The 22,921-nt window shown below is 72.8% G+C and carries 18 protein-coding genes; 13 read left to right on the top strand and 5 right to left on the bottom strand.

Features of this window, described 5'->3' with window-relative positions; all coding sequences use genetic code 11:
* Nucleotide 1: 1 nt before the first annotated feature.
* Together kstD and OG299_RS34310 are read right to left on the bottom strand one after the other, a co-directional pair.
* Nucleotides 2-1,801, bottom strand: a complete 1,800-nt coding sequence (gene kstD, locus OG299_RS34305; RefSeq protein WP_327363590.1) for a 3-oxosteroid 1-dehydrogenase — start codon at nucleotides 1,799-1,801, stop codon at nucleotides 2-4.
* Nucleotides 1,802-2,012: 211 nt separating this feature from the next.
* Entirely contained in the window at nucleotides 2,013-3,137 is a 1,125-nt protein-coding gene (locus tag OG299_RS34310) for an aminoglycoside phosphotransferase family protein (RefSeq protein WP_266631951.1), read from the bottom strand.
* A 230-nt stretch (nucleotides 3,138-3,367) separates the two neighbouring features.
* On the opposite strand from OG299_RS34310, the gene OG299_RS34315 reads away from it, so the two are divergent.
* Nucleotides 3,368-4,849: a DNA-binding protein NsdB gene (locus OG299_RS34315; RefSeq protein WP_327363591.1), complete on the top strand. Its 1,482-nt coding sequence runs from the start codon at nucleotides 3,368-3,370 to the stop codon at nucleotides 4,847-4,849.
* A gap of 119 nt (nucleotides 4,850-4,968) precedes the next feature.
* Here OG299_RS34315 and OG299_RS34320 read toward each other — a convergent pair whose 3' ends face one another.
* Nucleotides 4,969-6,393 (bottom strand): PP2C family protein-serine/threonine phosphatase, encoded by a 1,425-nt coding sequence (locus OG299_RS34320; protein ID WP_327363592.1) that lies wholly within the window; start codon nucleotides 6,391-6,393, stop codon nucleotides 4,969-4,971.
* A gap of 220 nt (nucleotides 6,394-6,613) precedes the next feature.
* A complete protein-coding gene (locus tag OG299_RS34325; RefSeq protein WP_266631957.1) occupies nucleotides 6,614-6,862 on the bottom strand; it encodes an SCO4226 family nickel-binding protein in 249 nt (82 codons plus the stop codon).
* Nucleotides 6,863-7,199: 337 nt separating this feature from the next.
* Between OG299_RS34325 and OG299_RS34330 the strand changes: the two genes are divergently transcribed.
* From OG299_RS34330 to OG299_RS34345, 4 genes are all read left to right on the top strand, one after another.
* Nucleotides 7,200-9,410: a xanthine dehydrogenase family protein molybdopterin-binding subunit gene (locus OG299_RS34330; protein WP_327363593.1), complete on the top strand. Its 2,211-nt coding sequence runs from the start codon at nucleotides 7,200-7,202 to the stop codon at nucleotides 9,408-9,410.
* A gap of 35 nt (nucleotides 9,411-9,445) precedes the next feature.
* Nucleotides 9,446-9,901, top strand: a complete 456-nt coding sequence (locus OG299_RS34335) for a (2Fe-2S)-binding protein (RefSeq protein ID WP_266631961.1) — start codon at nucleotides 9,446-9,448, stop codon at nucleotides 9,899-9,901.
* 307 nt (nucleotides 9,902-10,208) lie between these two features.
* Nucleotides 10,209-11,612 carry a helix-turn-helix domain-containing protein gene (locus tag OG299_RS34340; protein ID WP_266631963.1) on the top strand — a complete coding sequence of 468 codons (1,404 nt, stop codon included), beginning with the start codon at nucleotides 10,209-10,211 and terminating at the stop codon, nucleotides 11,610-11,612.
* A gap of 51 nt (nucleotides 11,613-11,663) precedes the next feature.
* Entirely contained in the window at nucleotides 11,664-13,616 is a 1,953-nt protein-coding gene (locus OG299_RS34345; RefSeq protein ID WP_266631965.1) for an APC family permease, read from the top strand.
* Between the two features lie 2 nt (nucleotides 13,617-13,618).
* Here the strand turns inward: OG299_RS34345 and OG299_RS34350 are convergent, their stop codons facing one another.
* Nucleotides 13,619-14,938: a helix-turn-helix domain-containing protein gene (locus tag OG299_RS34350; RefSeq protein WP_327363594.1), complete on the bottom strand. Its 1,320-nt coding sequence runs from the start codon at nucleotides 14,936-14,938 to the stop codon at nucleotides 13,619-13,621.
* A 154-nt stretch (nucleotides 14,939-15,092) separates the two neighbouring features.
* On the opposite strand from OG299_RS34350, the gene OG299_RS34355 reads away from it, so the two are divergent.
* From OG299_RS34355 to OG299_RS34390, 8 genes are all read left to right on the top strand, one after another.
* The gene (locus tag OG299_RS34355; RefSeq protein WP_327363595.1) at nucleotides 15,093-15,656 is read left to right on the top strand and encodes a TetR/AcrR family transcriptional regulator; all 564 of its coding nucleotides are present in this window, start codon (nucleotides 15,093-15,095) and stop codon (nucleotides 15,654-15,656) included.
* A 52-nt stretch (nucleotides 15,657-15,708) separates the two neighbouring features.
* The gene (locus OG299_RS34360; protein ID WP_266633745.1) at nucleotides 15,709-16,320 is read left to right on the top strand and encodes a DUF6461 domain-containing protein; all 612 of its coding nucleotides are present in this window, start codon (nucleotides 15,709-15,711) and stop codon (nucleotides 16,318-16,320) included.
* A 162-nt stretch (nucleotides 16,321-16,482) separates the two neighbouring features.
* Nucleotides 16,483-16,725 (top strand): helix-turn-helix domain-containing protein, encoded by a 243-nt coding sequence (locus tag OG299_RS34365; RefSeq protein ID WP_266631971.1) that lies wholly within the window; start codon nucleotides 16,483-16,485, stop codon nucleotides 16,723-16,725.
* 207 nt (nucleotides 16,726-16,932) lie between these two features.
* Nucleotides 16,933-17,337 (top strand): roadblock/LC7 domain-containing protein, encoded by a 405-nt coding sequence (locus OG299_RS34370; RefSeq protein ID WP_266631973.1) that lies wholly within the window; start codon nucleotides 16,933-16,935, stop codon nucleotides 17,335-17,337.
* Nucleotides 17,334-18,125, top strand: a complete 792-nt coding sequence (locus OG299_RS34375) for a transcriptional regulator (RefSeq protein ID WP_327363596.1) — start codon at nucleotides 17,334-17,336, stop codon at nucleotides 18,123-18,125. The genes OG299_RS34370 and OG299_RS34375 overlap by 4 nt, the downstream gene beginning before the upstream one ends.
* A gap of 80 nt (nucleotides 18,126-18,205) precedes the next feature.
* Nucleotides 18,206-18,631 (top strand): roadblock/LC7 domain-containing protein, encoded by a 426-nt coding sequence (locus tag OG299_RS34380; RefSeq protein WP_266631976.1) that lies wholly within the window; start codon nucleotides 18,206-18,208, stop codon nucleotides 18,629-18,631.
* Nucleotides 18,632-18,725: 94 nt separating this feature from the next.
* Nucleotides 18,726-19,100, top strand: coding sequence for a hypothetical protein (locus tag OG299_RS34385; protein ID WP_266631978.1), 375 nt, complete (start codon nucleotides 18,726-18,728; stop codon nucleotides 19,098-19,100).
* Between the two features lie 179 nt (nucleotides 19,101-19,279).
* Nucleotides 19,280-22,861, top strand: a complete 3,582-nt coding sequence (locus tag OG299_RS34390; protein WP_327363597.1) for a bifunctional glycosyltransferase/CDP-glycerol:glycerophosphate glycerophosphotransferase — start codon at nucleotides 19,280-19,282, stop codon at nucleotides 22,859-22,861.
* The last annotated feature ends 60 nt before the right edge of the window (nucleotides 22,862-22,921 follow it).

A 22,921-nucleotide genomic window follows, 5' to 3' on the forward strand; every position in this document is an offset into this window, starting at 1 on the left:
ACTAGGGGGTGTCCGCGATGTCGTTCGCCGCCACGTAGCCGAACGTCATCGCGGGGCCGATCGTCGACCCCGCCCCCGCGTAGCTGTGCCCCATCACCGCCGCGCTCGCGTTGCCCGCCGCCCACAGGCCCCGGATCACCGAGCCGTCCGGCCGCAGGGCGCGCGCCCGTGCGTCCGTGACGATGCCGCCCTTCGTGCCCAGGTCACCCGGCACGATCTTGAAGGCGTAGAACGGCGGCGCCCAGATCGGGGCCAGGCACGAGTTCGGCTGCACCCCCGGGTCCGTGTAGTAGTGGTCGTACGCCGTGTCGCCCCGGTGGAAGTCGGGGTCGGTCCCGTTCCACGCCTGCGCGTTGAACCGGTTGAGGGTCGCCCGGAGCGCTCCCGCCGGGACCCCGATCTGGCCGGCCAGCGCGTCCCACGTCCACGCCTTCTTCGCCGCGCCCGCCTGGTACCACGAGTCCGGGAAGACGATCGTCGGCAGGATGTCCCTGAACAGGTACTTGTTGCGGTAGTTCTGATCCACGATCAGCCACGCCGGGATGTGCGAGCCGACCGAGCCCCGGTCCTTCTCGTACATCACGTGCACCACATCGCTGTACGGGGCCGCCTCGTTGACGAAACGCGCGCCCGCCCCGTTCACGATCAGCCCGCCCGGCAGGGTGCGTTCGGCGAGGCAGAAGTACGGTTCGCCCGGCAGCGGGATCGACGGACCCCACCACGCGTCCTCCATCAGCGCCAGCGCCGCCCCCGCCCGCTGCCCGGCCCGGATCCCGTCGCCCGTGTTCTCCTTGGCGCCGACCGACCACTGGGTGCCGATCGGCTGCTGCTGGTACTGCGCCCGCATCTGCGCGTTGTGCTCGAAGCCGCCCGAGCCGACGACCACGCCCTTGCGGGCCCGTACGACCCCCCGTACCCCCTCCTTCTCCACCACCACACCGGTGACCGCACCCGCCTCCTGCACCAGGTCGACCAGCGGGCTGTTCAGCCAGAGCGGCACCCCCGCCTGCATCAGTCCGGCCCGCAGGCCGGCCGCCAGTGCCTGGCCCATCGTGAGCGGCTTCTGCCCGTACAGTGCGGCCTTGGCGCCGCGCGCCAGGCACTCCGTGGACACCGCCAGCCCCTTGGCGTTCACGGCGGCCAGGTTCAGCCACTTGTAGTCCTGGCTGAACACCACCATCCCGGCGGGGACCGGCAGGTACGCCGGGTTCAGCCGGGCCAGTTCGGCGCCCAGGAGATGGCCGTCGATCTGGTCGGGCTCGATGGACCGGCCGTTCGGCAGCCCGCCCGGGAGGTCCGGGTAGTAGTCGCTGTACCCGTCCATGTACCGGAAGCGCAGCGGGCTGTTGGCCATCACGAAGTCGAGCATCCGGGGGCCGTTGGCGAGGAAGGCCGCCTGCCGGTCCGCCGACGAGCCGTCGCCGACGACCGCCGCCAGGTACGCAGCCGCCTTCTGCGGGGTGTCCGGCACCCCCGCGGCCAGGATCACCGAGTTGTTCGGCAGCCAGATCCCGGCCCCGGAGCGCGCCGCAGAACCGCCGAAGGTCGGCGCCTTCTCGACCACCAGCACGCTCAGACCCCGCCTGGCGGCGGTGAGCGCGGCGGTCATCCCGGACGCCCCGGACCCGACCACCACGACGTCGTACTCACCGAGCGGAACCCCGTCCGCGGCCCGCGCGGCGGCGGACGGCAGCACGGCGGCCGCGACCACCCCCGCCCCGGCCCCGGCGAGGACCGTCCGACGGGAGGGGAGAGCGGGGCGGAGGGGGTCGGGGCGTACGGAATCAGCGCTTGCGGACATGGGCGGGCTCCAGCGGAGTGGGGAGGGCGGGACGGCGGCTCCAGCATTTCTGATGCTGAGTCAGAAAAGGTGTTCGGGGGATCATGTGATGTCAAGGCATACGCAGGGACGGCGAGCCGGGCCGAGACGGCCCCGAACGCACGAAATCCCGTGGTACGCACAGCGAGTGCGTACACCACGGGATTTTCGTACGGGGTGCGGGCCGCCGGGATCAGCGGGTGCCGACCGCCGCGCGTACCGCCCTGCGCGCCATGCCGCAGTCGTCGTGCAGACGGCGCAGCAGCAGCCGCTGCTCCTCGCCGGAGGACAGGGAGCCCACCGGCAGGGGCTGGGTCGGAGCGGTCGCCAGCATGGAGCGCTGGACCGCCGTCTCACACATCCTGATCTCCCGGGTCAGCACCAGCATCAGGTTGACCAGGAACGCGTCCCGCGAGGCCGGACCGGCCGACTGGGCGAGCCGGCTGATCTGACTGCGGGCGGCCGGGGCGTCGCCCAGCACCGTCCACAGCGTGGCCAGGTCGTAGCCGGGCAGGTACCAGCCCGCGTGCTCCCAGTCGAGCAGCACCGGCCCGGCCGGGGACAGCAGCAGGTTCGACAGGAGTGCGTCACCGTGGTTGAACTGCCGCTGCACACCGGCCAGTTTCAGCCCGCACAGCAGTTTCTGCAGATCACCCAGGTCCCGGTCGGTGAGCAGTCCCAGCTCGTGGTAACGCGCCACCCGCTGCGGGTAGTTCAGCGGGTCCCCGAACAGATCGGTCGGCGGGCGCCACTGGTTCACCCGGCACACCGCGCCCAGGGCGGCCCGTACGTCGGCCCGCGGCGGGGCCTCCACGGGGTGCCGCTGCAATGCTGCGACCCGGCCCGCCATCCGTTCGACCACCAGCGTGCAGTTCTCGGGGTCCGCGGCGATCAGCCGTGGCACCCGGACCGGCGGGCGGTGTCGGACGAACGTCCGGTACGACGCTATTTCGTGCCGGTACCGCTCGCGCCATTCCGGCGAGTGGTCCAGTAAAACCTTGGCGACGGCGGTCATCCGGCCCGTCGTCCCGACCAGGAGGACCGACCGGCCGCTGCGCCGCAGCACCTGTACCGGCGCGAACTCCGGGCAGATGCGCTGCACCGAGGCGAGCGCGGTGCGCAGTTGCGCCCCCTGCGGCCCCGAGAGGTCGATTCTTCCGCTGAGCGGCTGCGATCCGGCCCCCGGCATCCGCCGCGCCCGTACGGCGCCCTGCGCCGGTGCCGCCTGGCGGCCGGGGTCGAGGTAGGGGCCGCCGCCCGCCTGGAGCGTGCGGTGCGGCCGAACCGGGGCGGACACGGAGGACGTTGCTGCGTACATGGCGTTACGGATCCCTTCGTGCGCCGACGAGTTGCGTACGCCACCCCGCCGGTCCCGTACTTCACCCTGGGGAGTTCCGCCCGGAGACCGGGTCGGGGAGGCGCATTCCTACCTGACACCCGGCCGTGGGTGGCGGACCATCTTGCGTGCCCTGGCGAAGCCTGGCGAATAGTCGCTGGGCATCTGACGGCGGGCTACTGTCAAATCAGCCGAGAACCTGGGGGCTTGACGTGAGCAAAGGACCAAACACCCGCTTGAACGACTTGTTCGGCATGGCCGGCTGGTCGAAGGGTGAGCTGGCGAGGATGGTCAACCGGCAGGCGGCGGCCATGGGTCACCACCAACTGGCCACCGACACCTCGCGGGTACGGCGCTGGATCGACATGGGGGAGACCCCGCGCGAACCGGTGCCCACCGTACTGGCAGCCCTGTTCACCGAGCGGCTCGGTCGTGTCGTGACCATCGAGGACCTCGGGTTCGTACGGCAGCGGCGCACCTCCAAACGGCAGCCGGACGGGGCGAAGGACAACCCCGACGGAATGCCCTGGGCGCCCGAACGCACAGCCGCGGTCCTCACCGAATTCACGGGAATGGACCTCATGCTCAACCGACGCGGTCTGATGGGCGCGGGTGTCGCGCTCACCGCAGGCTCCGCCCTCACCTACGCCATGAACGACTGGCTGCACACCGATCCCGCCCCCGCCAAGTCCCCGCAGGCCTTCGGCGACTCCTTCCAGGCCGACCCGGCCGGCTACGACCGCTACGAGGCCGCCCCCATCGGCTCCCAGGAGATCGAGGCCCTGGAGCGCTCCGTGGAGGTCTTCCGCGCCTGGGACGCCTCCCGAGGGGGCGGACTGCAGCGCAAGGCCGTGGTCGGCCAGCTCAACGAGGTCGGCGGCATGCTCGCGTACCACCACCCCGACCACCTGCAGCGGCGGCTGTGGGGCGTGGCGGCCAACCTCGCCGTGCTGGCGGGCTGGATGTCCCACGACGTGGGTCTCGAACCCACCGCGCAGAAGTACTTCGTCATCGCCGCGCACGCCGCCCGGGAGGGCGGGGACCGGCCACGGGCCGGCGAAGCGCTGTCCCGGGCGGCGCGCCAGATGGTCCACCTGGGCAAGCCGAACGAGGCCCTCGACCTGATGAAGCTGGCACAGTCGGGCTCCGGCGAGCAGACCCTGCCGCGCACCCGCGCCATGCTGCACACCATCGAGGCCTGGGCACAGGCCTCGATGGGCAAGGGCCAGGCCATGCGCCGCACCCTCGGCGAGGCCGAGGACCTGTTCGTGTCGGACCAGGGTGACGTGCCCCCGCCGTCGTGGATGCAGAACTTCGACGAGGCGGACCTGCACGGCATGCAGGCCCTGGCGTTCCGCACCCTCGCCGAACACGACCCCTCGGTCGCGCCGATCGCCCAGCGGCACGCCCGGGAGGCGCTGCGGCTGCGGTCCGGCGGCCACCAGCGCTCGCAGATCTTCGACTACATCTCCATGGCGTCGGCCTGCTTCATCGCCGACGACCCGGAACAGGCCGACCGCTACGCCCGCCTCGCGCTGGTCTCGATGAACGAGACCTCCTCGCACCGGACGTGGGACCGGCTGCGCGAGATGTACCGGCTCACCGGCCAGTACGCCGGGTACGCGCGCATCGAGGACCTGCGCGCGGAGATCAAGTTGGCCCTGCCGAACAGCCCGACGCAGCACAGCGTCTAGCCGTGCGCGGGCACCCGGTGCGTGCACCGGCAGCCGTACGGAGAAGAGAAAGGCCGCGCCGTCCGGCGCGGCCCTGAAGAGTCGGTACGACCCGGTGAAGAGTCGGTGCGACCCGGCGCTCAGCCACCGATCCTGGCCACCAGGACGCAGGCGTCGTCCTCGCGTTCGCTCTCGCCGAACTCCTCGACCACCATCCGCACGCAGTCCTGCGCCGACCGCGCCGCCGTGAACCGCGGCGCGAGGGCCAGCAGCCGCTCGGTGCCGTCCGCCCGGCTGAACTCGATGCTGCGCGGCGTCAGTCCGTCCGTGTGCAGGACGAGTACGTCGCCGACCTGCAGCCGTTCCTCGGCCTGCCCGTACGCCGCCCCGGAGGTCGCGCCCAGCAGTACGCCCTCCGGCGGCTGCAGGGCGCGGCCCGAGCGGCCGCGGAACAACAGCGGGGCGGGATGGCCGGCCTGCGCCCAGGAGAGCACACGGCGCACGGGATCGTAACGGCAGCAAACGGCCGAGCCGAGCGCCGGTTGTACGGAGGCCTCCAGGAGCTGGTTGAGCCAGCCCATCAGCGGGCCCGGCTCGATCCCGGCCATGGCCATGCCGCGCAGGGCGCCCAGCATCATCGCCATCCCGGAGGTGGCCGTCACCCCGTGCCCGGTCAGGTCACCGACCGTCAACAGAGAGCAGCCGTCGGGCAGTTCGAGTGCGTCGTACCAGTCGCCGCCGATCAGGGCGCTCGTCGCGGAGGGCAGGTAGTGTGCGGCGACGTCGAGTGCGCCGGTGGTGTGGTGCGGGAACCGCAGGGAGCCGCGCCACGGGGGGAGCACGGCTTCCTGCAGCTCGACCGCCAGCCGGTGCTCGGTCTGCGCGATCTCCCGCCGGCGCTGCAGCGAGTCACGGGACTCGCGTACGGCGCGCTGGCTTCGGCGCAGCTCACTCACGTCCCGGAACACGGCCCACATGGAGGCCGTGCAGCCGTCGGAGTCGAGTACCGGCTCGCCTCGCATGTGCAGCGTCCGGACGCGGCCGTCGGCCCGGACGATGCGGAACTCGCCGTCGATCGGCTTTCCGTCGACCAGACAGGCCGTCACCATCGAGGTGAGCAACGGCTGGTCATCGGAGAAGAGGGTGGAACCGAGTTCGTCGAGGGGGAGCGGGCCCGCCTCGGGCGAGCGGCCGAAGATCTGGAACAGTTCCTCGGACCAGTTGACCTCGTCGGTGAGCAGGTTCCACTCGGCGCTGCCGACGCGGGTCTGCTGGGGTTCCGTTCCGGTGGCCGGCGCCCCGTCGGGGAGCTCGTCGAGTTCGGGAGCGGGCGGCAGGCCTTCCTTGAGCTGTCCCAGGTGCTCGCGCAGGTCGTCGAGTTGGTGGACGGCGAGGTCGCACAGGGCGCGCTGCCAGCGGCCCTGGGCGTCGTCGTCGTCGACGACGGTGTCGCGGCGCACCGCGTCCACCTCGCCGCGCAGCCGCCGGGTCTGCGAGATCAGGGCGTCCACCGAACCTGGCTCTGGCGGCTGCGCGGGACGGTCCGCGAAGAGGTGGGACGGCATGAGAACTCCGATACAGGCGGCGCGGCACGGCCAAGTCTGAAGGAAGGACCGGTTACGACTGTTGCACAGGCCGCGACGGCCCGTAAGGCGTTTGGCAACATCCGTAACGTCGTTGCTTCTGGCATATGCCAAGGGCCTCCCGGCCCCCCCTTCGCCTGTACGAACGTTTCCGGTCAGCCCTACCGGGATCCCATCGGCGGTCTTTGGCCGCCGTCCCGTGTCACACGCTGAGCGGCACCGGGTGGATCTCGCTGGCCGGGTGTCCCGTGCGCTCGTGGATCCGCAGCACCGCGTCCGCCGAGGGAGCCTCGGACAGGCAATAGACGGTCCCGGATGCGGGGTCGGCCCAGGCGCGCTCGAAGTGCACCTTCTCGTCGCCCTCGATCGCCAGGTCCGCCTTGTGGGCGGCCATCAGCTCGGCTTCGGTGATGCCCTTCATGCCGTGGTGGACATCCATGTACATCGTCACCGCCGCACACCTCCTCACGTGTCGCTGCGAGTGCAGCCGTATCTCCTCCCATCGTCCTCCCGCGGCCGGAAACCGGCCCTCCGGAGGGCGCGGATCGATCGTACGGACGAGATGTACGAGACCCGCGCGCGGCGGAACCCGTATCCGAGCCGGATCAACGCCCCCGCGGGAGTACCCCCCGAACGAAGGACCCCCTGAACGCAGGACCCCCTCCCCGCGCGACCCGTACCGCCGTCCCGCTTCCCACCCCACCAGGTGATCGCTACTCTACGTGTCGGTAACGAGCCGGGGGAGGTCCGTGAACGCGGGCCCGCGCAGGGGTTGGGGACACAGCAACATGACCGGGCAGAGCCGCCGCTCCTTCCTCACGTACCTCGTCGCGGCGCCGACGCTCGCCCTCGTCACCCGGGCGGGGGCCGACGTCCTCGCCCCGCAGCCCGCCCACGCCGTGGTCCCGAGCCTGCCCGCCCCGGCCGATCTGGTGGACCTCGGCGACCTGTTCATCCTGGCCGGCGCGCCCACCTCCGCCCTGCTGGCGCTCTCCGTGGAGACGGACGGGACCATCCGCTTCCGGCTGCCGCGCGAGGAGGTCGGCCAGGGGCTCACCACCGCCGTGGCCATGCTCGTCGCGGAAGAGCTCGACGCGCCGCTGGCCGCCGTCCGCGTGGAACTGGACGACGCGCGGCCCGAGCTGCTGTTCAACCAGCTCACCGGAAGCTCCAACTCCATCCGCTCCCTCTACGGGCCGGTCCGGCAGGCCGCCGCCACCGCCCGGGCCCGCCTGGTCGCGGCGGCCGCCCGCCGGTGGGGCCTGGCCGCCTCCTCGCTGACCACCGCGAACGGCGCCGTACGGGCCCCCGACGGACGCACCGCCGACTACGGCGGCCTCTCCGCGGCCGCCGCCGACCCCGCCCTGATCGTCCTCGGCGCCACCCCGAAGAAGGCGGCGAAGCACTCCCTCGTCGGCAGGCCCACCGGCCGGATCGACGCCCGCGCCATGGTGACCGGCGCCCAGCAGTACACCCTCGACCTCGACGTGCCCGGAGCCAAGCCCTGCGTGCTGCGCCGCCCGCCCTCCCTCGGAGGCAGCGTCAAGGCCGTCGCCAACCTCGCCGCCGTCCGCGCCATGCCCGGCGTCCTGCACGTGGTCACCGTCCCGACCGGTGTCGCCGTCGTCGCCGAGACCTTCGGGCAGGCCCTCGACGCCAAAGCAGCCCTCCAGGTCACCTGGGGTCCCGGCCCCGCCGACCAGCTCTCGGACGCGCAGATCCGCGCCAAGCTGCGCGCCGCCACCCCGCCGCTGCTGGTGCCGCCGCTGCTCACCCCTTACGTGGACGCCGAGTTCGACTTCGCGTTCGTCAGCCACGCGGCCATGGAGACCAACTCCGCCGTGGCCGACGTACGGGACGACCGCGCCGAGATCTGGTCCGGGCTCAAGTCCCCGATCGTGGCCCGCGAGACCATCGCCGCCGAGCTCGGCCTGCCGCTCGACAAGGTCACCGTGCACGTGATCCAGGCCGGCGGCTCCTTCGGGCGGCGGCTCTTCTTCGACGCGGCCCTGGAGGCCGCCCGCGTCTCCAAGGCCTGCCGCCGGCCCGTCCGGCTGATGTGGACCCGCGTCGACGACACCCGGCACGGCCGGATGCGCCCCGCCACCCACCACAAGATCCGCGCCACCCACCTGCTGGGCGAGGTGCTCAGCTTCGAGCACCGGGTCGCCGCCGCCGAGACGGACTTCCGCCACGGGCTCGGCGAGATCATCACCGCCACCGCCGCCAGCCTGCCGCTCGGCATCGGCAACGCGACCCTGGCGCAGACCCTGTTCCACACCACGATCAAGTCCCCGTACCACTTCGGGCTCACCACCCACGGGCTCAGCGAGGTGCCCACCGGCATCCCGACCGGCTCCTGGCGCTCGGTGTACTCCGCCAACACCCGGGGCGCCGAGGAGATCGTGGTCGACGAACTCGCGGCGCGGACGGGCAAGGACCCGTACGAGTTCCGGCGCGCCTTCCTGAAGACCGCCGCCCAGCGCGCGGTGCTCGACAAGGCGGCGACCGAGGGGGAATGGGGGCGGCCGATGCCGGCGGGCTGCGCGCAGGGCATCGCCTTCCACGACGAGTACAAGTCCCGCACCGCCTGCCTGGTCGAGATCGACGCCCGCGACCCGGAGCACGTCCGCGTCACCAAGGCCGTCATTGCGGTCGACGTGGGCCTGCCCGTCAACCCGCGCGGACTGGAGGCCCAGATGATCGGCGGCCTCACCGACGCGATCTCCACCACCCTGAAGGCCGGGCTGCACCTGGACAAGGGGCTGCCGCTGGAGGGCAGTTACAGCCAGTTCCACTGGGCCCGGCAGCGCGACACCCCGTATGACGTACGGGTCTTCGTGCTGCCGGCCACCGGGGAGGAGCCGGGCGGCGCGGGCGAGCTCGGCGTACCCGCCGCGGTGGGCGCCATCGCCAATGCCTGGGCCCGGGCCACCGGCAACAAGCCGCGCAGCTTCCCCCTCGACTTCGACGTCGACTTCACCCCGTACCCCCGCTAGAACAGCAACTGCCAGTCATTTCAGGAGAGTCCGCCGTGCCCTCGCACACCTTCACCGTCAACGGGCAGAGCGTCACCGTGGACGCGCCCGACGATCTGCCCCTGCTGTGGGTGCTCCGCGACATGCTGGGCGTACGCGGCCCCAAGTACGGCTGCGGCGTGGACGTCTGCAAGGCCTGCACCAGCCATCTCGACGGGGTGGACGTCCGACCGTGCGTGGTGCCCGTCGCCGCGTGCGCCGGCAGGGCGGTGACCACCATCGAGGGACTGGCGAACGGGGACGAGCTGCACCCCGTACAGGAGGCCTGGCTCGAACAGGACGTCGCCCAGTGCGGTTTCTGCCAGCCCGGCCAGATCATGGCCGCCGTCGCCCTCCTGAAGCGCACCGGCACGCCCACGGACGAGGACATCGACGCCATCGCCAACATCTGCCGCTGCGGCACCTACTTCCGCATCCGGGAGGCCATCCGCAGCGCGGCCGCCAGGATGTGAGCGTCCGGGAGCGAGCGAGAGGGGCCCCGGGGACTCCCCCGTCGACCCCGGGGCCCGACCGCTCGCGGTCAAACCTATGCGGCGGGACGCCGGTTCGCAGGGTCCGCCGTGCACAGTGACCGGGCAGAACGGGTATCACTGAGCACAGTGATGCGCCGGGGTGGTTGACCCGCCGGCGCGACCGGACCGGAGGGACCCCGTCATTTCGCATCCGCCCATCCCGCAAACGCCCGCGGACCGGTCGCGCAGCCGGTCCGAGGACGTCCTCAAGCTGCACCGGCTCGCCCAATCAGGCGGCTCGGCAGCGGTGTTGCAGTGGCTCGCCGCCCGGCTGGGCGGCTGGACCGGCGTGGTGGACGCCGACGGAGCCGCAGGTCCGGAGCTCGCCCTCCGCGGGGCCGCGGAGCTGCATGCCAGGGCCGTGCGCTCGGCCGTCCTGCACGGCGAGCGCTCGGCAGCGCTGCTGTTCGCGCTGGACGGGAGCCGCGCGCTGGCCGCCGTACTGGACCTGCCGCACCACCCGGGAGCGTCCGCGCTGCTCGCGGACGCCGCCGCCGTACTGGCCCTCGTCCTGCGGGCCGAGGAGGCAGAGCGGCGCGAGGAGCGGGCCGAACTCGCCGAATCACGGGCCCGCGAGGCCGTCCTGCACCTGTTGATGAACGGCAGGCTCTCCACCGCCCACCAGATCGCCGAGGCGCTCTGCCCCTCGCTGCCCGAGCCGATGCGGATGTACGTCGTGGAGTGCCGGGCCGGGGAGCGCGGCGAGGTGGCCCGGCTCTGCGAGGAGCTGACGGGCGGCCGGGCCTGGATCGTGCGCTGCCCGGTGTACGTGCGCCACCTCCTCGTCCTGGTCCCCGGCGACCTCGCGGCGACCTCGGCCGCGCACGATCCGCTGGCCGAGGCGCTGGTGGCGGTGGCCCGCCACTGCACGGTCGGGGTCAGCGCGGAACTGCGGCTGCGCGAGGCCCCGGCCGCCTACACCCAGGCCTTCCACGCCCTGGCCGTCGCCCGCGGCCGCGGCGGGCGGCACGCCCGTTTCGGCCCCGGGCCCGAACTGGAGCTGGCCGCCCACGCGGCCGGGACCGGCTGGGCCGAGGCCCTGCTCGCGCCCCTGCACACGTACGTGCCGCGGCGCCCCCAGGACCCCGGCGCGCAGGAGCTGCGGGCCACCGCGCACGCCTGGCTGAACTTCTGCTCGCACGCCACGCGGCTGCTGAAGATCCACCGCAACACCCTGGCCACCCGGCTGCGGCTGATCGAGTCGGTCCTCGGCACGGACCTCGCGCGGCTCCCCGAGCAGGCGGCGCTCTCGCTCGCGCTGCGGCTGACCCCGGGCGGGGCGGGCGGCGGCGCGGGATCCTCCGGAGGTGGCGTGGCCGGGCCTTCCCACGGTGGCGCGGCCGGCGCTCCGGCCGATCTGGACGGCGTACTGCGCCACCCCGACCTGGCGGCCTGGGCCCGCGCGCATCTGGCGCCGCTGACCGGGCGGGACGCCCCGCCCGGCGCCCGGGAGACCGTACGGGCCTGGCTGCGGCACGACGCGCACCTGGTCCCGGCGGCGGCCGCGCTCGGCATCTCGGTGCCGGGCACGCGCAAGCGGCTGACCCGGATCGAGGCGCTGCTGGAGCGCTCGCTGCTGCGCTCGCCGAGCGCCCGCTACGACCTGTGGCTGGCCCACCGGGCCGAGGAACTGGCCGGGTTCGCGGCATGACACAGCCCCAATGAGGGACAAAGCGCATGAAATATGCACGATCATGCCGGGATGAGGCGTATCAATCTGAAGCGCGTGCTGGTGGGTGAACCGCTCGACACCGCGCGACTGGGCGAGACCCTGCTGCCCAAACGGCTCGCGCTGCCGATCTTCTGCAGCGACCCGCTCTCCTCCGTGGCCTACGCCACCGAGGAGATCCTGCTGATCCTCGCCCTCGGCGGCGCCGCGCTGCTCCACCTCGCCTGGTACGCGGCCGCCGCCATCGTCTTCCTGATGATCGTGGTCGTCGCCTCCTACCGGCAGACCTGTTACGCCTATCCCGGCGGCGGCGGTGCGTACATCGTCAGCTCGGAGAACCTCGGCCAGACCGCCGCCCTCACCGCCGCCAGCGCGCTGCTCGTCGACTACGTCATGACCGTCGCCGTCTCCGTGGTCTCCGGCGTGGACGCCATCACCTCCGCGATCCCCTCGCTCAGCGACCACGAAGTCAGCCTGTCGGTGGGGTTCGTGGTGCTGCTGATGCTGATGAACCTGCGCGGCGTACGGGAGTCGGGACGCATCTTCGCCATTCCGACCTACGGGTTCGTCCTCGTCATCTACCTCATGTTCGCGGTGGCGGCGGTCCGGCTCGGGACCGGCGAGACCGTCCGCGCCGAGTCCGCCGACCTCCCGATCACCGCGGAGGCCACCTTCACCGGCCTCGGCCTGGTCCTCCTCGTCATGCGGGCCTTCGCCTCCGGCTGCACGGCGCTCACCGGTGTCGAGGCGATCAGCAACGGCGTACCCGCCTTCCGGAAGCCCAAGAGCCGCAACGCCGCGAACACCCTGGCCGTGATGGGCGTCCTCTCGGTGACCATGTTCCTCGGCATCACCATCCTGGCCATGGTGTACGAGGTGCACGTCGCCGCCGACCCCACCGAACTGGGCCTGCCGCCCGGCACGCCGATGTCGACCGCGCTCGCCCAGATCGGCCGGGCCACCTTCGGGGACTGGCACTTCCTCTTCTACCTGCTCCAGGCCGTCACCGCGGGCGTACTGATCCTCGCCGCGAACACCGCCTTCAACGGCTTCCCGATGCTCGCCTCGATCCTGGCCAAGGACCGGTACGCGCCGCGCCAGCTCTTCAACCGCGGCGACCGGCTCGTCTACTCCAACGGCATCGTGCTGCTCGCGCTCGTCGCCGTCGCCCTCATCGTCTCCTTCGACGCCCAGCTGACCCGCCTCATCCAGCTCTACATCATCGGCGTCTTCGTCTCCTTCACCCTCTCCCAGGCGGGCATGGTCCGGCACTGGCGGCGGGAACTCGCCTCCCCGGCCACGCCCCGGGAGCAGCGGATCCACATCCACCGCCGGCTGGCGATCAACGCGGTCGGCGCCACCCTGACCGCCGTGGTCCTGGTCATCGTCCTGCTCACCAAGTTCACGCACGGCGCCTGGCTGGTCGTCATCGCGATGCCGGTGCTGTTCCTCGGCATGAAGGGGGTCCGCCGGCACTACGACCGGGTCTCGGCCCAGGTCGCCGTCGCCCCCGGGGTCAAACCGCGCAAACCCTCCCGCCACCACGTGCTGGTGCTGGTCGCCAACGTGCACGCCCCGACGCTGAAGGCGCTCGGCTATGCACAGGCGCTGCGGCCGGACACCCTGACGGCCGTCACCGTCGCCGCCGACGAGGAGGACGCGCGCCGGCTGCGCGAGGCATGGGCGGAGCACGACCCGGGCGTCCCGCTGAAGATCCTGCACTCCCCGTACCGCGAGGTCGTCGGGCCGGTGCTCGCGCACATCCAGGAACTGGCCGCCGCCGAGGGGACGGACATCCTGTCCGTGGTGATCCCCGAGTACGTGGTCGGGCACTGGTGGGAGCAGCCCCTGCACAACCAGAACGCGTTCCGGCTCAAGGCGAGGCTGCTGTTCACCCCGGGCGTCGCGGTGATCGACGTACCGTACCTGCTCGAGTCGGCCCGGCGGGCCGCACCGCACGAGCCGGCGGAGCCGACGAGGGCCTGAGGTCAGCCGCTGCGGCGCGGGGCGCGGCCGGCCGGCTTCGCTCCCGGTGCGGCCGGTGCGGCCGGTGCGCCCGCGGCCCGCTGGAGCACCGCCGCATGGGCCAGCGCCAGCTCCACCACGTGCGCCGGGTCGGAAAGCGTGCGGCCGGTCAGCTGCTCGAGGCGCCGCAGCCGGTTCGAGACGGTGTTGCGGTGGCAGTACAGCCGCTGGGCGGCGTACGTCGTCGAGCCCTGGCAGGTCAGCCAGGTGCCCAGCGTGTTCAGCAGCACCCGGCGGTCCTCCGCGGGCAGCGCCAGCACCGGCCCCAGCACCACCTCCCGCAGCCGGCCCGCGAGTTCGGCCTGGGAGGCGACCAGGGCCGTCGGCAGCCGCTCGTCCAGCAGGGCGGTGCACGGACCGCCGGACGCCGGGACGGTGCGCAGCGCCAGCGCGGCCAGCCAGCGCGCCCGGGCCAGGTCGCCGGGGGTCTCCACGACCGGGCTGACCCCGGCCCGGGCTCTGAGCGGGCCGAGCAGCTCCCGTACGGACTCCAGCGGATGGTGGCCCAGATCCACCAGGCCGGTCTCCCCGTCGGCGCGGATCCGCCACAGCACGCGCAGGCCGCTCGCCGCCGGCCCGGCGCCGGGCCGGCCGGGGCCGCCCGGATCGCCGGAGCTGCCGAGACCGGCTGAGCCGCCCGAGCCGCCGGGGCCGCTCAAGCCGCCGGACACGCCGGAGCCGCCCGAGTCGCCCGCGCCGAGTACGACGACCGCGAACCGGCCGCGCTCGGGCAGCCCCAGCTGGGCCGCCGCCTCCGAGGCCGCGGGCCCGTCCGACGGACCCGCACCGTCGAGCAGCGCGTCCAGAAGGGCCGCCCGGCGCTCCCGGTCGCGGTCCCAGCGCGCGGCCTCCGTACGGCGGTAGGCGTCGGCCACCGCGTCCGTCAGCTGGTCCAGTACGTCCCACAGCACGGCCGCGGCCGGCAGCAGCTGCGGCAGCGCCGCCGCGTCGTGCGCGGCCACGGCCTCGCTGAGGGCCTGCCACACCAGCCGGCCGCCGCGCCGGTAGGTGCGCAGCAGCGAGGCGAGGGGCAGGCCCTGTTCGGCGCGGAGCGTACCGGTGGCGCACGCATCGGCGAGTTCCACGGGCAGGCCGCGGATGCCGAGGACCAGGCCCTCGACCGCCTGCCGCAGGTTGTGGTGGATCCGCTCGCGCAGCTCGGCCCGGCCGAGCAGGGCGGCGTACGCGGGGTCCTCGGCCAGCGTCCGGTCGGCGAGCCGGTCCGCCGTCACCGCGATGCGGCGGGACAGGTCCTCTCGTATCTCCTCGATGATCCGCTCCATGCGGGCAGAGTGACACGTGGGAGGGGTTCGAGGGGAGGGCCCGGACCGTGCCGCATCCGCTAGCGTGTCCGAATCACTGCATGTGGAGTGGCCGCCGTACCGCGCTCCGCACCCCCGTACAGCCGTACAGCCGTACACGGTCAGGGAACCGCCCATGCGCCAGAACCCGGAGCGCCGCGCCGCGCTGCTCGACGCCGCGATCGAAGTCCTGGCGCGCAAGGGCTCGCGGGGCCTGACCCTGCGCGCGGTGGACGCCGAGGCGGGCGTACCGACGGGCACCGCCGCGAACTACTTCGCCGACCGGGCCCAGTTGCTCGTACAGATCCTGCACCGCACCCGGGAGCGGCTGATCCCCGGCCCGGCGGACCCGGCCGGGCCGCCGGCAGGCGAGGCGCTGCTCGGGCAGCTCCTGGAACGGGTGCGGCGCGAGCGCAGCCTCCGCGTCGCCCTGCTGGAACTGCGGCTGGAGGGCATCCGGCGCCCCGAACTCCGGGCGGAGCTCGCCGCGTTCCAGGAGGCCGAGCTGGAGGCGGACGCGGCCCGGCACCGGGAGGCCGGGCTGCCGGGGGACCGGCAGGGCGCGCTGCTGCTGCACCTGGCGATGCTCGGCCTGATCGTGGACGACCTGACCGCGCCGGCGCTGCTCGAGCCGTACCCGGTGGAGGGGCTCATCGAGGCGATGGTCGAGCGCCTCCTCCCGGAGCGCCCCGCGCACTGACTATCGTGCCGGTGGGGGAGTGCCGGCACGCAGCGCGGAGGGGACCGTGGAGATGACCGGGGGCTCGGGCGGCGGTATCCAGTGGCTGGCGGACTGGGACGGCTGGTACGCCGGCCTCACCTTCGCCCGCGGCATAGCACCCGGCGAACTGGCGCTGCGCCTCGGCGCGCTGCCGGGCATCCGGCCCGGCCCGCTGGGCGCGACGGACGCCTGGAGCATGGTGACCGAGACGATGGACGGCGACGGCGTGGCCCGCGTCGGCAGCTGGGGCGGCTGGTCCTTCGCCGTCGAGCACGGCATGCCGGCCGGGGCGGAGCGGCTGGCCGAGGTCTCCCGGTCCGGCGTCGAGGCCGTCCACCTCGACCCGCAGCCGGACCACCCGCCCCGGCAGTTCGCGTACGCCCGGGACGGCGAGATCGTGTGCTGCTTCGGCCTCGGCGAGGAGGGCTGGCGCGGCGGCCACCGGCCGGACTTCCTGCTCCCGGAACTGGTCGCGGCGGGGGTCCTCGCCCCGGACGGCACCCACGCCGGCCCCGAGGACGAACCCTGCGCGGACCGCGACCGCCGCACCCTCGCCGTCCTCGAACACCGCTTCGCCCTGTCCCTGCCCCGTCACCTGATCGAGGACACCCCCCTCCCGGCCTTCGTGACATGCACCCAATAGCCCGCGGCGGGGCCGGAGTGCGGTGTTGTGCGCGAGTGTGGGGGCAGTCGGCCCGAAGCGTGGTGATCTTATGCCCGGAACTGCGCGAGTCAGCTGGGATTGCGCGCGGTAAGCGACTTTTATGGGGGTGCCAGGACTCGTACCGGAGCAGGGGGAGTATTCATGGGCACCGACGGCAGCCAGAAGGACAGCGCACCCACCCTGATCGGTTCCGTGCAGCGCGCGCTGCGCCTCGTCGAGGCGATGTACGCCGAGGGCGGGGCGACGGCGAAACGGCTCGCGCGGGTCACCGGCATTCCGCTGCCCACCGTGTACCACCTGCTGCGCACCCTCACCCACGAGGGATACGTGGAGCGCGAAGGCGGGGCGTTCCGGCTCGCGGACCATCTTCCGCTCGCTTCGTGAGCCCCCGTGCGCCCTTGCGCGACCGGCGGCGGTGATCAACATTCGTGGTCAGAAGTGGACGGGTTCCGGCCAAGCTGTCGCGTGGTTCTGTGCATGTTCCAGCGGAAAATGCCAGAAGCCCCTTCCGCGCTGTGGAACGTGAGTAAGTTCCCTCCTGTCGCGCCGTAGACCGTGCACTTCGCACGTCTGGCCGGGAGGGGAGCCCGCGTGCCCGGGATCGACGAATGCCTGCTCGAAGCCATGGCCCTGCCTGGTGCGCGGGGGGCCGCGCTGGTCGACTGGAGCAGCGGGCTGGCTCTCGGCACCGCCGGGGACTCGCCGGTCGGCGACCACGAGACCACCGCCGCCGAGACCGCCGAGCTGGCCCGGGCCGCCGCCGAGTACGAGTCCTTCGCCCAGCCGGCCCCGGACTCCGCCCAGGGCGAGCCCGCGGGCCAGCCCGTGGAGGACCTGATCGTCACCACCCGGACCGGCTACCACGTCCTGCGGTTCGTCGAGACCAGCTTCGACAGCAGCGTCTTCCTCCACCTGTGGCTGGACCGGACCGACGGCAACCTCGCCCTCGCCCGGCACAGACTCCGCGTCCTCGCCGAGGGGCTGGTCCTCAGATGACCGGCACCCAGGTGGGCGGCCTCGCCGCCGTTGCCGTCTCCCCCCTGCTCACCCGGCTCGCCGCCGAGCGCGCCACCGGCGCCCTGCTCCGCGACCGCGGCACCCTCTTCCTGGAGGACGGCCGCATCGTGCACGCCGAGAGCCCGGCCACCCCCGGCCTCGACGTGCTCCTCACCACCGGCGGCGGCCTCGCCCCCGAGCGCTGGCGCGAGGCGGTGGACCGGGCCGGCGCCCGCCGCCAGGTCGCCCGCTTCCTCGTGGACAGCGGGGGCCTCGCCGGCGGCGAACTGGAGATCTGCCATCTCGCCGCGATATTCGACGCCGCCTTCTTCGCCCTGTCCCCGGGCACCGGCCCCTCCCGGTTCCGCCGCGGAGCCACCCACTGGATCGGCTCCGTCCGCTCGGTCCCGGCCGCCGCCGTCGAGCGGGAGACCCAGCGCCGGCGGGAGCTGCTCGACGCGGTGTGGCCGTACCCGCTGCTGGACACCTCCCCCGTGGTGCCGCGGGCCGCCGCCCCCGGCCAGACCGTCACCGGCCGCCAGCGCGTCCTGCTGGCCAGGGCGGACGGCGTACGGACCCCGGCCGACCTCGCGTGGGTGCTGGGCCGCCCGGCCTTCCACACGCTGCTCGACGTACGGCGACTCGCGGCGGCCGGTCTCGTCGAGACCCCGCACGCTCCGGTCCTGGCACCGGTGGAAACACCCCTGCCCGACTGGATCACCCAGACCCAATCCCCGGACGTGGCGCTGCTCCGCCGGTTACGCGACGCACTGGAGGCAAGCCTGTGAGGCTCCCGCTGCGACCGGCTCTGCGCTCGGAGCGCGCCGACCGCTCCGAGCGGAGGCTGCCAGACAGGAGAAAGCCCGACATGAGCACGGTGATGGTGCCCCCCGAGGCCGAAGCGGACATACTCGCCGAGCTCCGCAGGCTGCGCGCCCGGGTCCCCCAGCTCACCGGCGCCCTCGCGGGCAGCGCCGACGGCCTGGTGCTCGCACAGGACAGCGCCGCGACCGAGGTGGAGTCCGTCGCGGCACTGACCGCGGCCGCCCTCGGAGTGGCCCAGCGGCTCAGCGACTGCACCGGCCAGGGCGGATTCCGTGAGCTGCTCATCCGCGGCGAACACGGATACGTGGCCACCTACGCGGCCGGGGACGCCGCCGTCCTCACCCTGATCGCGGAGCCCCGCGTCAACGTCGGCCGGCTCCATCTGGAAGCCCGCCGCTCCAGCCTCCGGATAGCGGAGCTCATCGACCAGGTCCTCGGGCGCCGCGGCCCCGAGGTCCCGTCGGCCTGAGCCGTCCCACCGCACCGCACCCCTTACCCACCACCGACCGACCGCAGAAACCGCAGACACCGTAGAAACGGTAGAAGAAAGAGGAGGGCCACTCATGGCCAACGTGGAGACCGCACTCAAGGAAACCCTTGCCACCATCGACGGCGCGATCGGCGCGGCCCTGGTCGACTACGGCAGCGGCATGGCCCTCGGCACCATCGGCGGCGGCAAGGACCTCGACCTCACGGTGGCCGCTGCCGGCAACACCGACGTGGTCCGCGCCAAGGTCCGCACCATGGAGATGCTCGGCCTGAAGGATGAGATCGAGGACATCCTGATCACCCTCGGCACCCAGTACCACCTCATCCGGCTGATGAAGAGCCGCGACTCCAAGGGGTTCTTCCTCTACCTCGCGCTCGACCGCGGCCGCGCCAACCTCGCCATGGCCCGGCACCAGCTCCAGAAGATCGAGGCCGAGCTCGAAGTCTGAGCAGACGTTCGGTCCGACCCCGACGCAGAGGTGGCGGGCGGCTGAATTCTTTGCCGTCCGCCCCGGGGAACAAGGGTCATATGTCCATGATGGGGGGACTTTATCATCCCGTTACCGAGTAGGATGCTGTCATCACCTGATCATCGAAATAGCTTAAAACGCTGGAGAACCCGCCACCCATGCCCCCGCGCCTGAGCATCGTCGTCCCCGTCTACAACGTCGAGCTCTACCTCGACGAGTGCCTGGAGTCCATTGCCGCCCAGACGTTCGACGACTTCGAGTGCATCCTCGTCGACGACGGGTCCACCGACACCAGCGCCGTCATCGCCAAGGCCTTCGCCGCGCGGGACAAGCGTTTCCGGGTCGTCATGCAGGACAACGCCGGACTCGGCGCCGCCCGCAACGTGGGCGCCCGCCACGCCTCCAAGGACAGCGAGTACCTGGCCTTCGTCGACAGTGACGACACGATGCCGGACTACGCCTACGAGCGCCTGATCGCCGCCCTCGACGAGACCGGCTCCGACTTCGCCGGCGGCAACGTGAAGCGTTTCCGCTCCGTCGGCATGCAGCAGTCCTGGGGCCACCGGGCCGCCTTCACCAAGACGCAGCTGAAGACCCACATCTCCAAGTTCCCGGCGCTGGTCACCGACCGCACCGCGTGGAACAAGGTCTACCGGCGCAGCTTCTGGGACGAGCACGGCTTCCAGTACCCGGAGGGCATCCTCTACGAGGACGCCCCCGTCAGCATCCCCGCGCACTACTTCGCGTCCAGCGTCGACGTCATCAGCGACTGCGTCTACCACTGGCGCGTGCGCGAAACCGGCGAGCGCTCGATCACCCAGCGCTCCACCGACCCGGTCTCCCTGATCGACCGCGTCACCTCCGTCCGCCTGGTCCGCGAGGCCCTCAAGGCCAAGGAGGGCGCCAAGTACGTCCGCTACCTGCGCGACTACGACTACAACGTGCTGAGCGAGGAGCTCCCGCTCATCTACAAGTACGTCGGAGAGGGCGGCGCCGACTTCCGGGCCGCCTTCGTCAAGGAGGTCGGCGGGCTCGTCCGCGAGATCGGCACCGGCCCCTGGTCCGCCCTGACCGTGGCCGACCGCCTCAAGGCGTACCTGGCCCGCGAAGGCCGCGTCGAGGACTTCATCGCCCTCACGCAGCACCAGAGCGACTACTCCTACAGCGTCCCCGTCAAGGGGCTGGCCCGCCCGCAGGCCGACTACCCGTTCCTGCACGGCCGTCCGCCGGTCCCCGCCAAGATCCTCACCCTCGGCCCGCGCGAGCGCCGCGTCGTCAGCCGCCTCGAGCAGGCCGTCTGGAGCGACGGCAAGCTGCTGCTGCGCGGCTACGCGCTGCCCGGCCACCTCGGCGCGGAGAGCCGTCTCGGCTCGCGCAAGGTGCTGGTCTTCCGCGAGGGCGGCAAGCGCCGCCGCACCGTCGTCAGCACTCGTACGGTCGCCTCCCCGATGGCCACCGTGAACTCCCCGCACCTCGCCCTGCGGCACGCCGACTGGGCCGGCTTCACCGCCGTCGTCGACCCCACCGTCTTCCAGACGGGCGGCAAGTGGAACGACGGCATATGGACCACGTCCATCGCCGTCACCGGCGCCGGCGGCCTGCACCGCGCCCGCCTCAAGGGCGGCGAGTCCGACACCGGCCAGAACCCGCCCGCCCACTGGGTGGCCCCGGACGTCCGCATCGTCCCGAACTCCACCGGCGCGCTCACCATCCAGGTGGAGGTCGTCCGGGCCCGCGCCCTGGACGTCCGCCCGGCCGGTGACGACGCCGTCGAGGTGACCGGCGAGCTCGCCGCCGCGATCGGCGCCGACGCGACCCTGCGCGCCGAGCACGTCTCCACCGGCACCGTCCTCACCTTCCCGCTCGAGACCGCCGCCGCCGGCGGCGCCGGGCGGATCCCGTTCTCCGTGCGCGTACCGCTGGCCGAGCTGGCCGCCGTACCCGACGCCGCGTGCGAGCCCGGCGAGTGGACCCCCGAGCCGTGGAGCCTGACCATCGTCGGCGCCGACGGCGCCGACCACCGTCTCGTGCACGACGAGCGCGGCGGCTTCGCCGGCCTGGTCGTACCCCTGACCGGCGGGGACACCGGCCGCGCCCTCTTCGCCAAGCGCGGCAACACCGGACACCTGACCCTCTCGGTGCAGCCCTCGCCGCCGCTGGTCGACTCGGTCGCCACCCAGGACGGCACCGTCACGCTGAAGGGCCGCCTCGTCGCCCCGACCGACGAGCCGTACGAGCTGGTCCTGCACGACGCCCACGGCACCGAGTTCAGCTACCCCGTCACCCGCGACGGCGACCGCTTCGAGTCCTCGTTCGAGCCCGTGCTCCCCGAGGCTTACGCCGGCCGCACCCCGCTGCCGCAGGGCCGCTGGTGGCCCACCCTGCGCCCGTTCGCCCAGGGCGGCACCACCGCGGGCCTGCTCGGCGTCGACCGGGGCGCCCCGGTGCAGTTCGCGCCCTCCGCCCTGCACGCCGGGCCGCACGCCCTCACCGTGGAGGGCCGCCGGATGCGGGTCGAGGCCCGCTTCTACGACCGCATGGTGCTCGTCGCCGACCCGCTGCTCAGCCCGCACGACCGCTCCCGGTACGCCCAGCGCGTCACCCGGTTCGAGACCTACCCGGCGCAGCGCGCCCTGCCGGTCAAGGACATCGTCGTCTACGACACCTTCCAGGGGAACGGCGCGGGCGACTCGCCCCGGGCCATCCACGAGGAGCTGCTGCGCCGCGGCGAGAAGCTCGACCACGTCTGGCTCGTTCGCGACGGCCGCGCCGAGGTCCCCGCGACCGCCCGCGCCGTGCAGTACGACAGCGTCGAAGCCTGGGAGGTCCTGGCCCGGGCCCGCTACTACGTCGTGAACGACAACGTGCCGCGGCGCTTCCAGCGCCGCGCCGGCCAGATCGTCGTCCAGACCTGGCACGGGACGCCGATCAAGGAGATCGGCCACGACTTCATCCACGACTACTACACGAGCCCCGAGATCCTCGAGGGTCTGGAGCACGACAGCGCCCAGTGGTCGCTGCTCGCCTCCCCGAGCTCGTACGCGACGCCGCTGCTCAAGCGCGCCCTCGGCTACCAGGGCGAGGTCATCGAGTCCGGCAGCCCGCGTACGGACGCGCTCGTCAAGCCCGACCCGCAGCGGATCGCGGAGGTCCGCCGCCGGCTCGGCCTGCCCGAGGGCAAGAAGGTCGTCCTCTACATGCCGACCTGGCGCGAGAACCGCGAGGGCTGGTCGGGCGGCTACAAGCTCGACCTGCAGATCGACCTGGACGCCGCGCGGCGCGAGCTCGGCGAGGACCACGTCCTGCTGGTCCGCGGCCACCACCACGTCACCGAGCAGGTCCGCGACGACGTGCGCGACGGCTTCGTCGTGGACGTGTCCCGCTGGCCCGACGCGACGGACCTGCTCCTCGTCGCCGACGTGCTGATCTCGGACTACTCCTCGGCGCTGTTCGACTTCGCGCTCACCGACCGGCCGATCCTGCTCTTCACGTACGACATGGAGCACTACCGGACCACGCTGCGCGGCTTCAACTTCGACCTGGCGCAGAAGGCCCCCGGCCCGCTGCTGGCGGATTCGGCGAGCCTGATCGAGGCCGTGCGGGGCGCGGATTCGGTCGGGGCGCAGTACAAGGAGGCGCGGGCCGCGTTCCGCGCCGAGTTCTGCGACCTGGACGACGGCGGCGCCGCCGAGCGCGTCGTCGACCGGATGCTGGGCATGGCGGCCAAGCCCGCGGTGTGAGCTGCAGGCCTGCGGTGTGAGCCGTAGGAGTGGATTCAGGACGCGTTACGGACCGGCCCC

It is taken from the genome of Streptomyces sp. NBC_01296 (assembly GCF_035984415.1).
GTDB lineage: Bacteria > Actinomycetota > Actinomycetes > Streptomycetales > Streptomycetaceae > Streptomyces.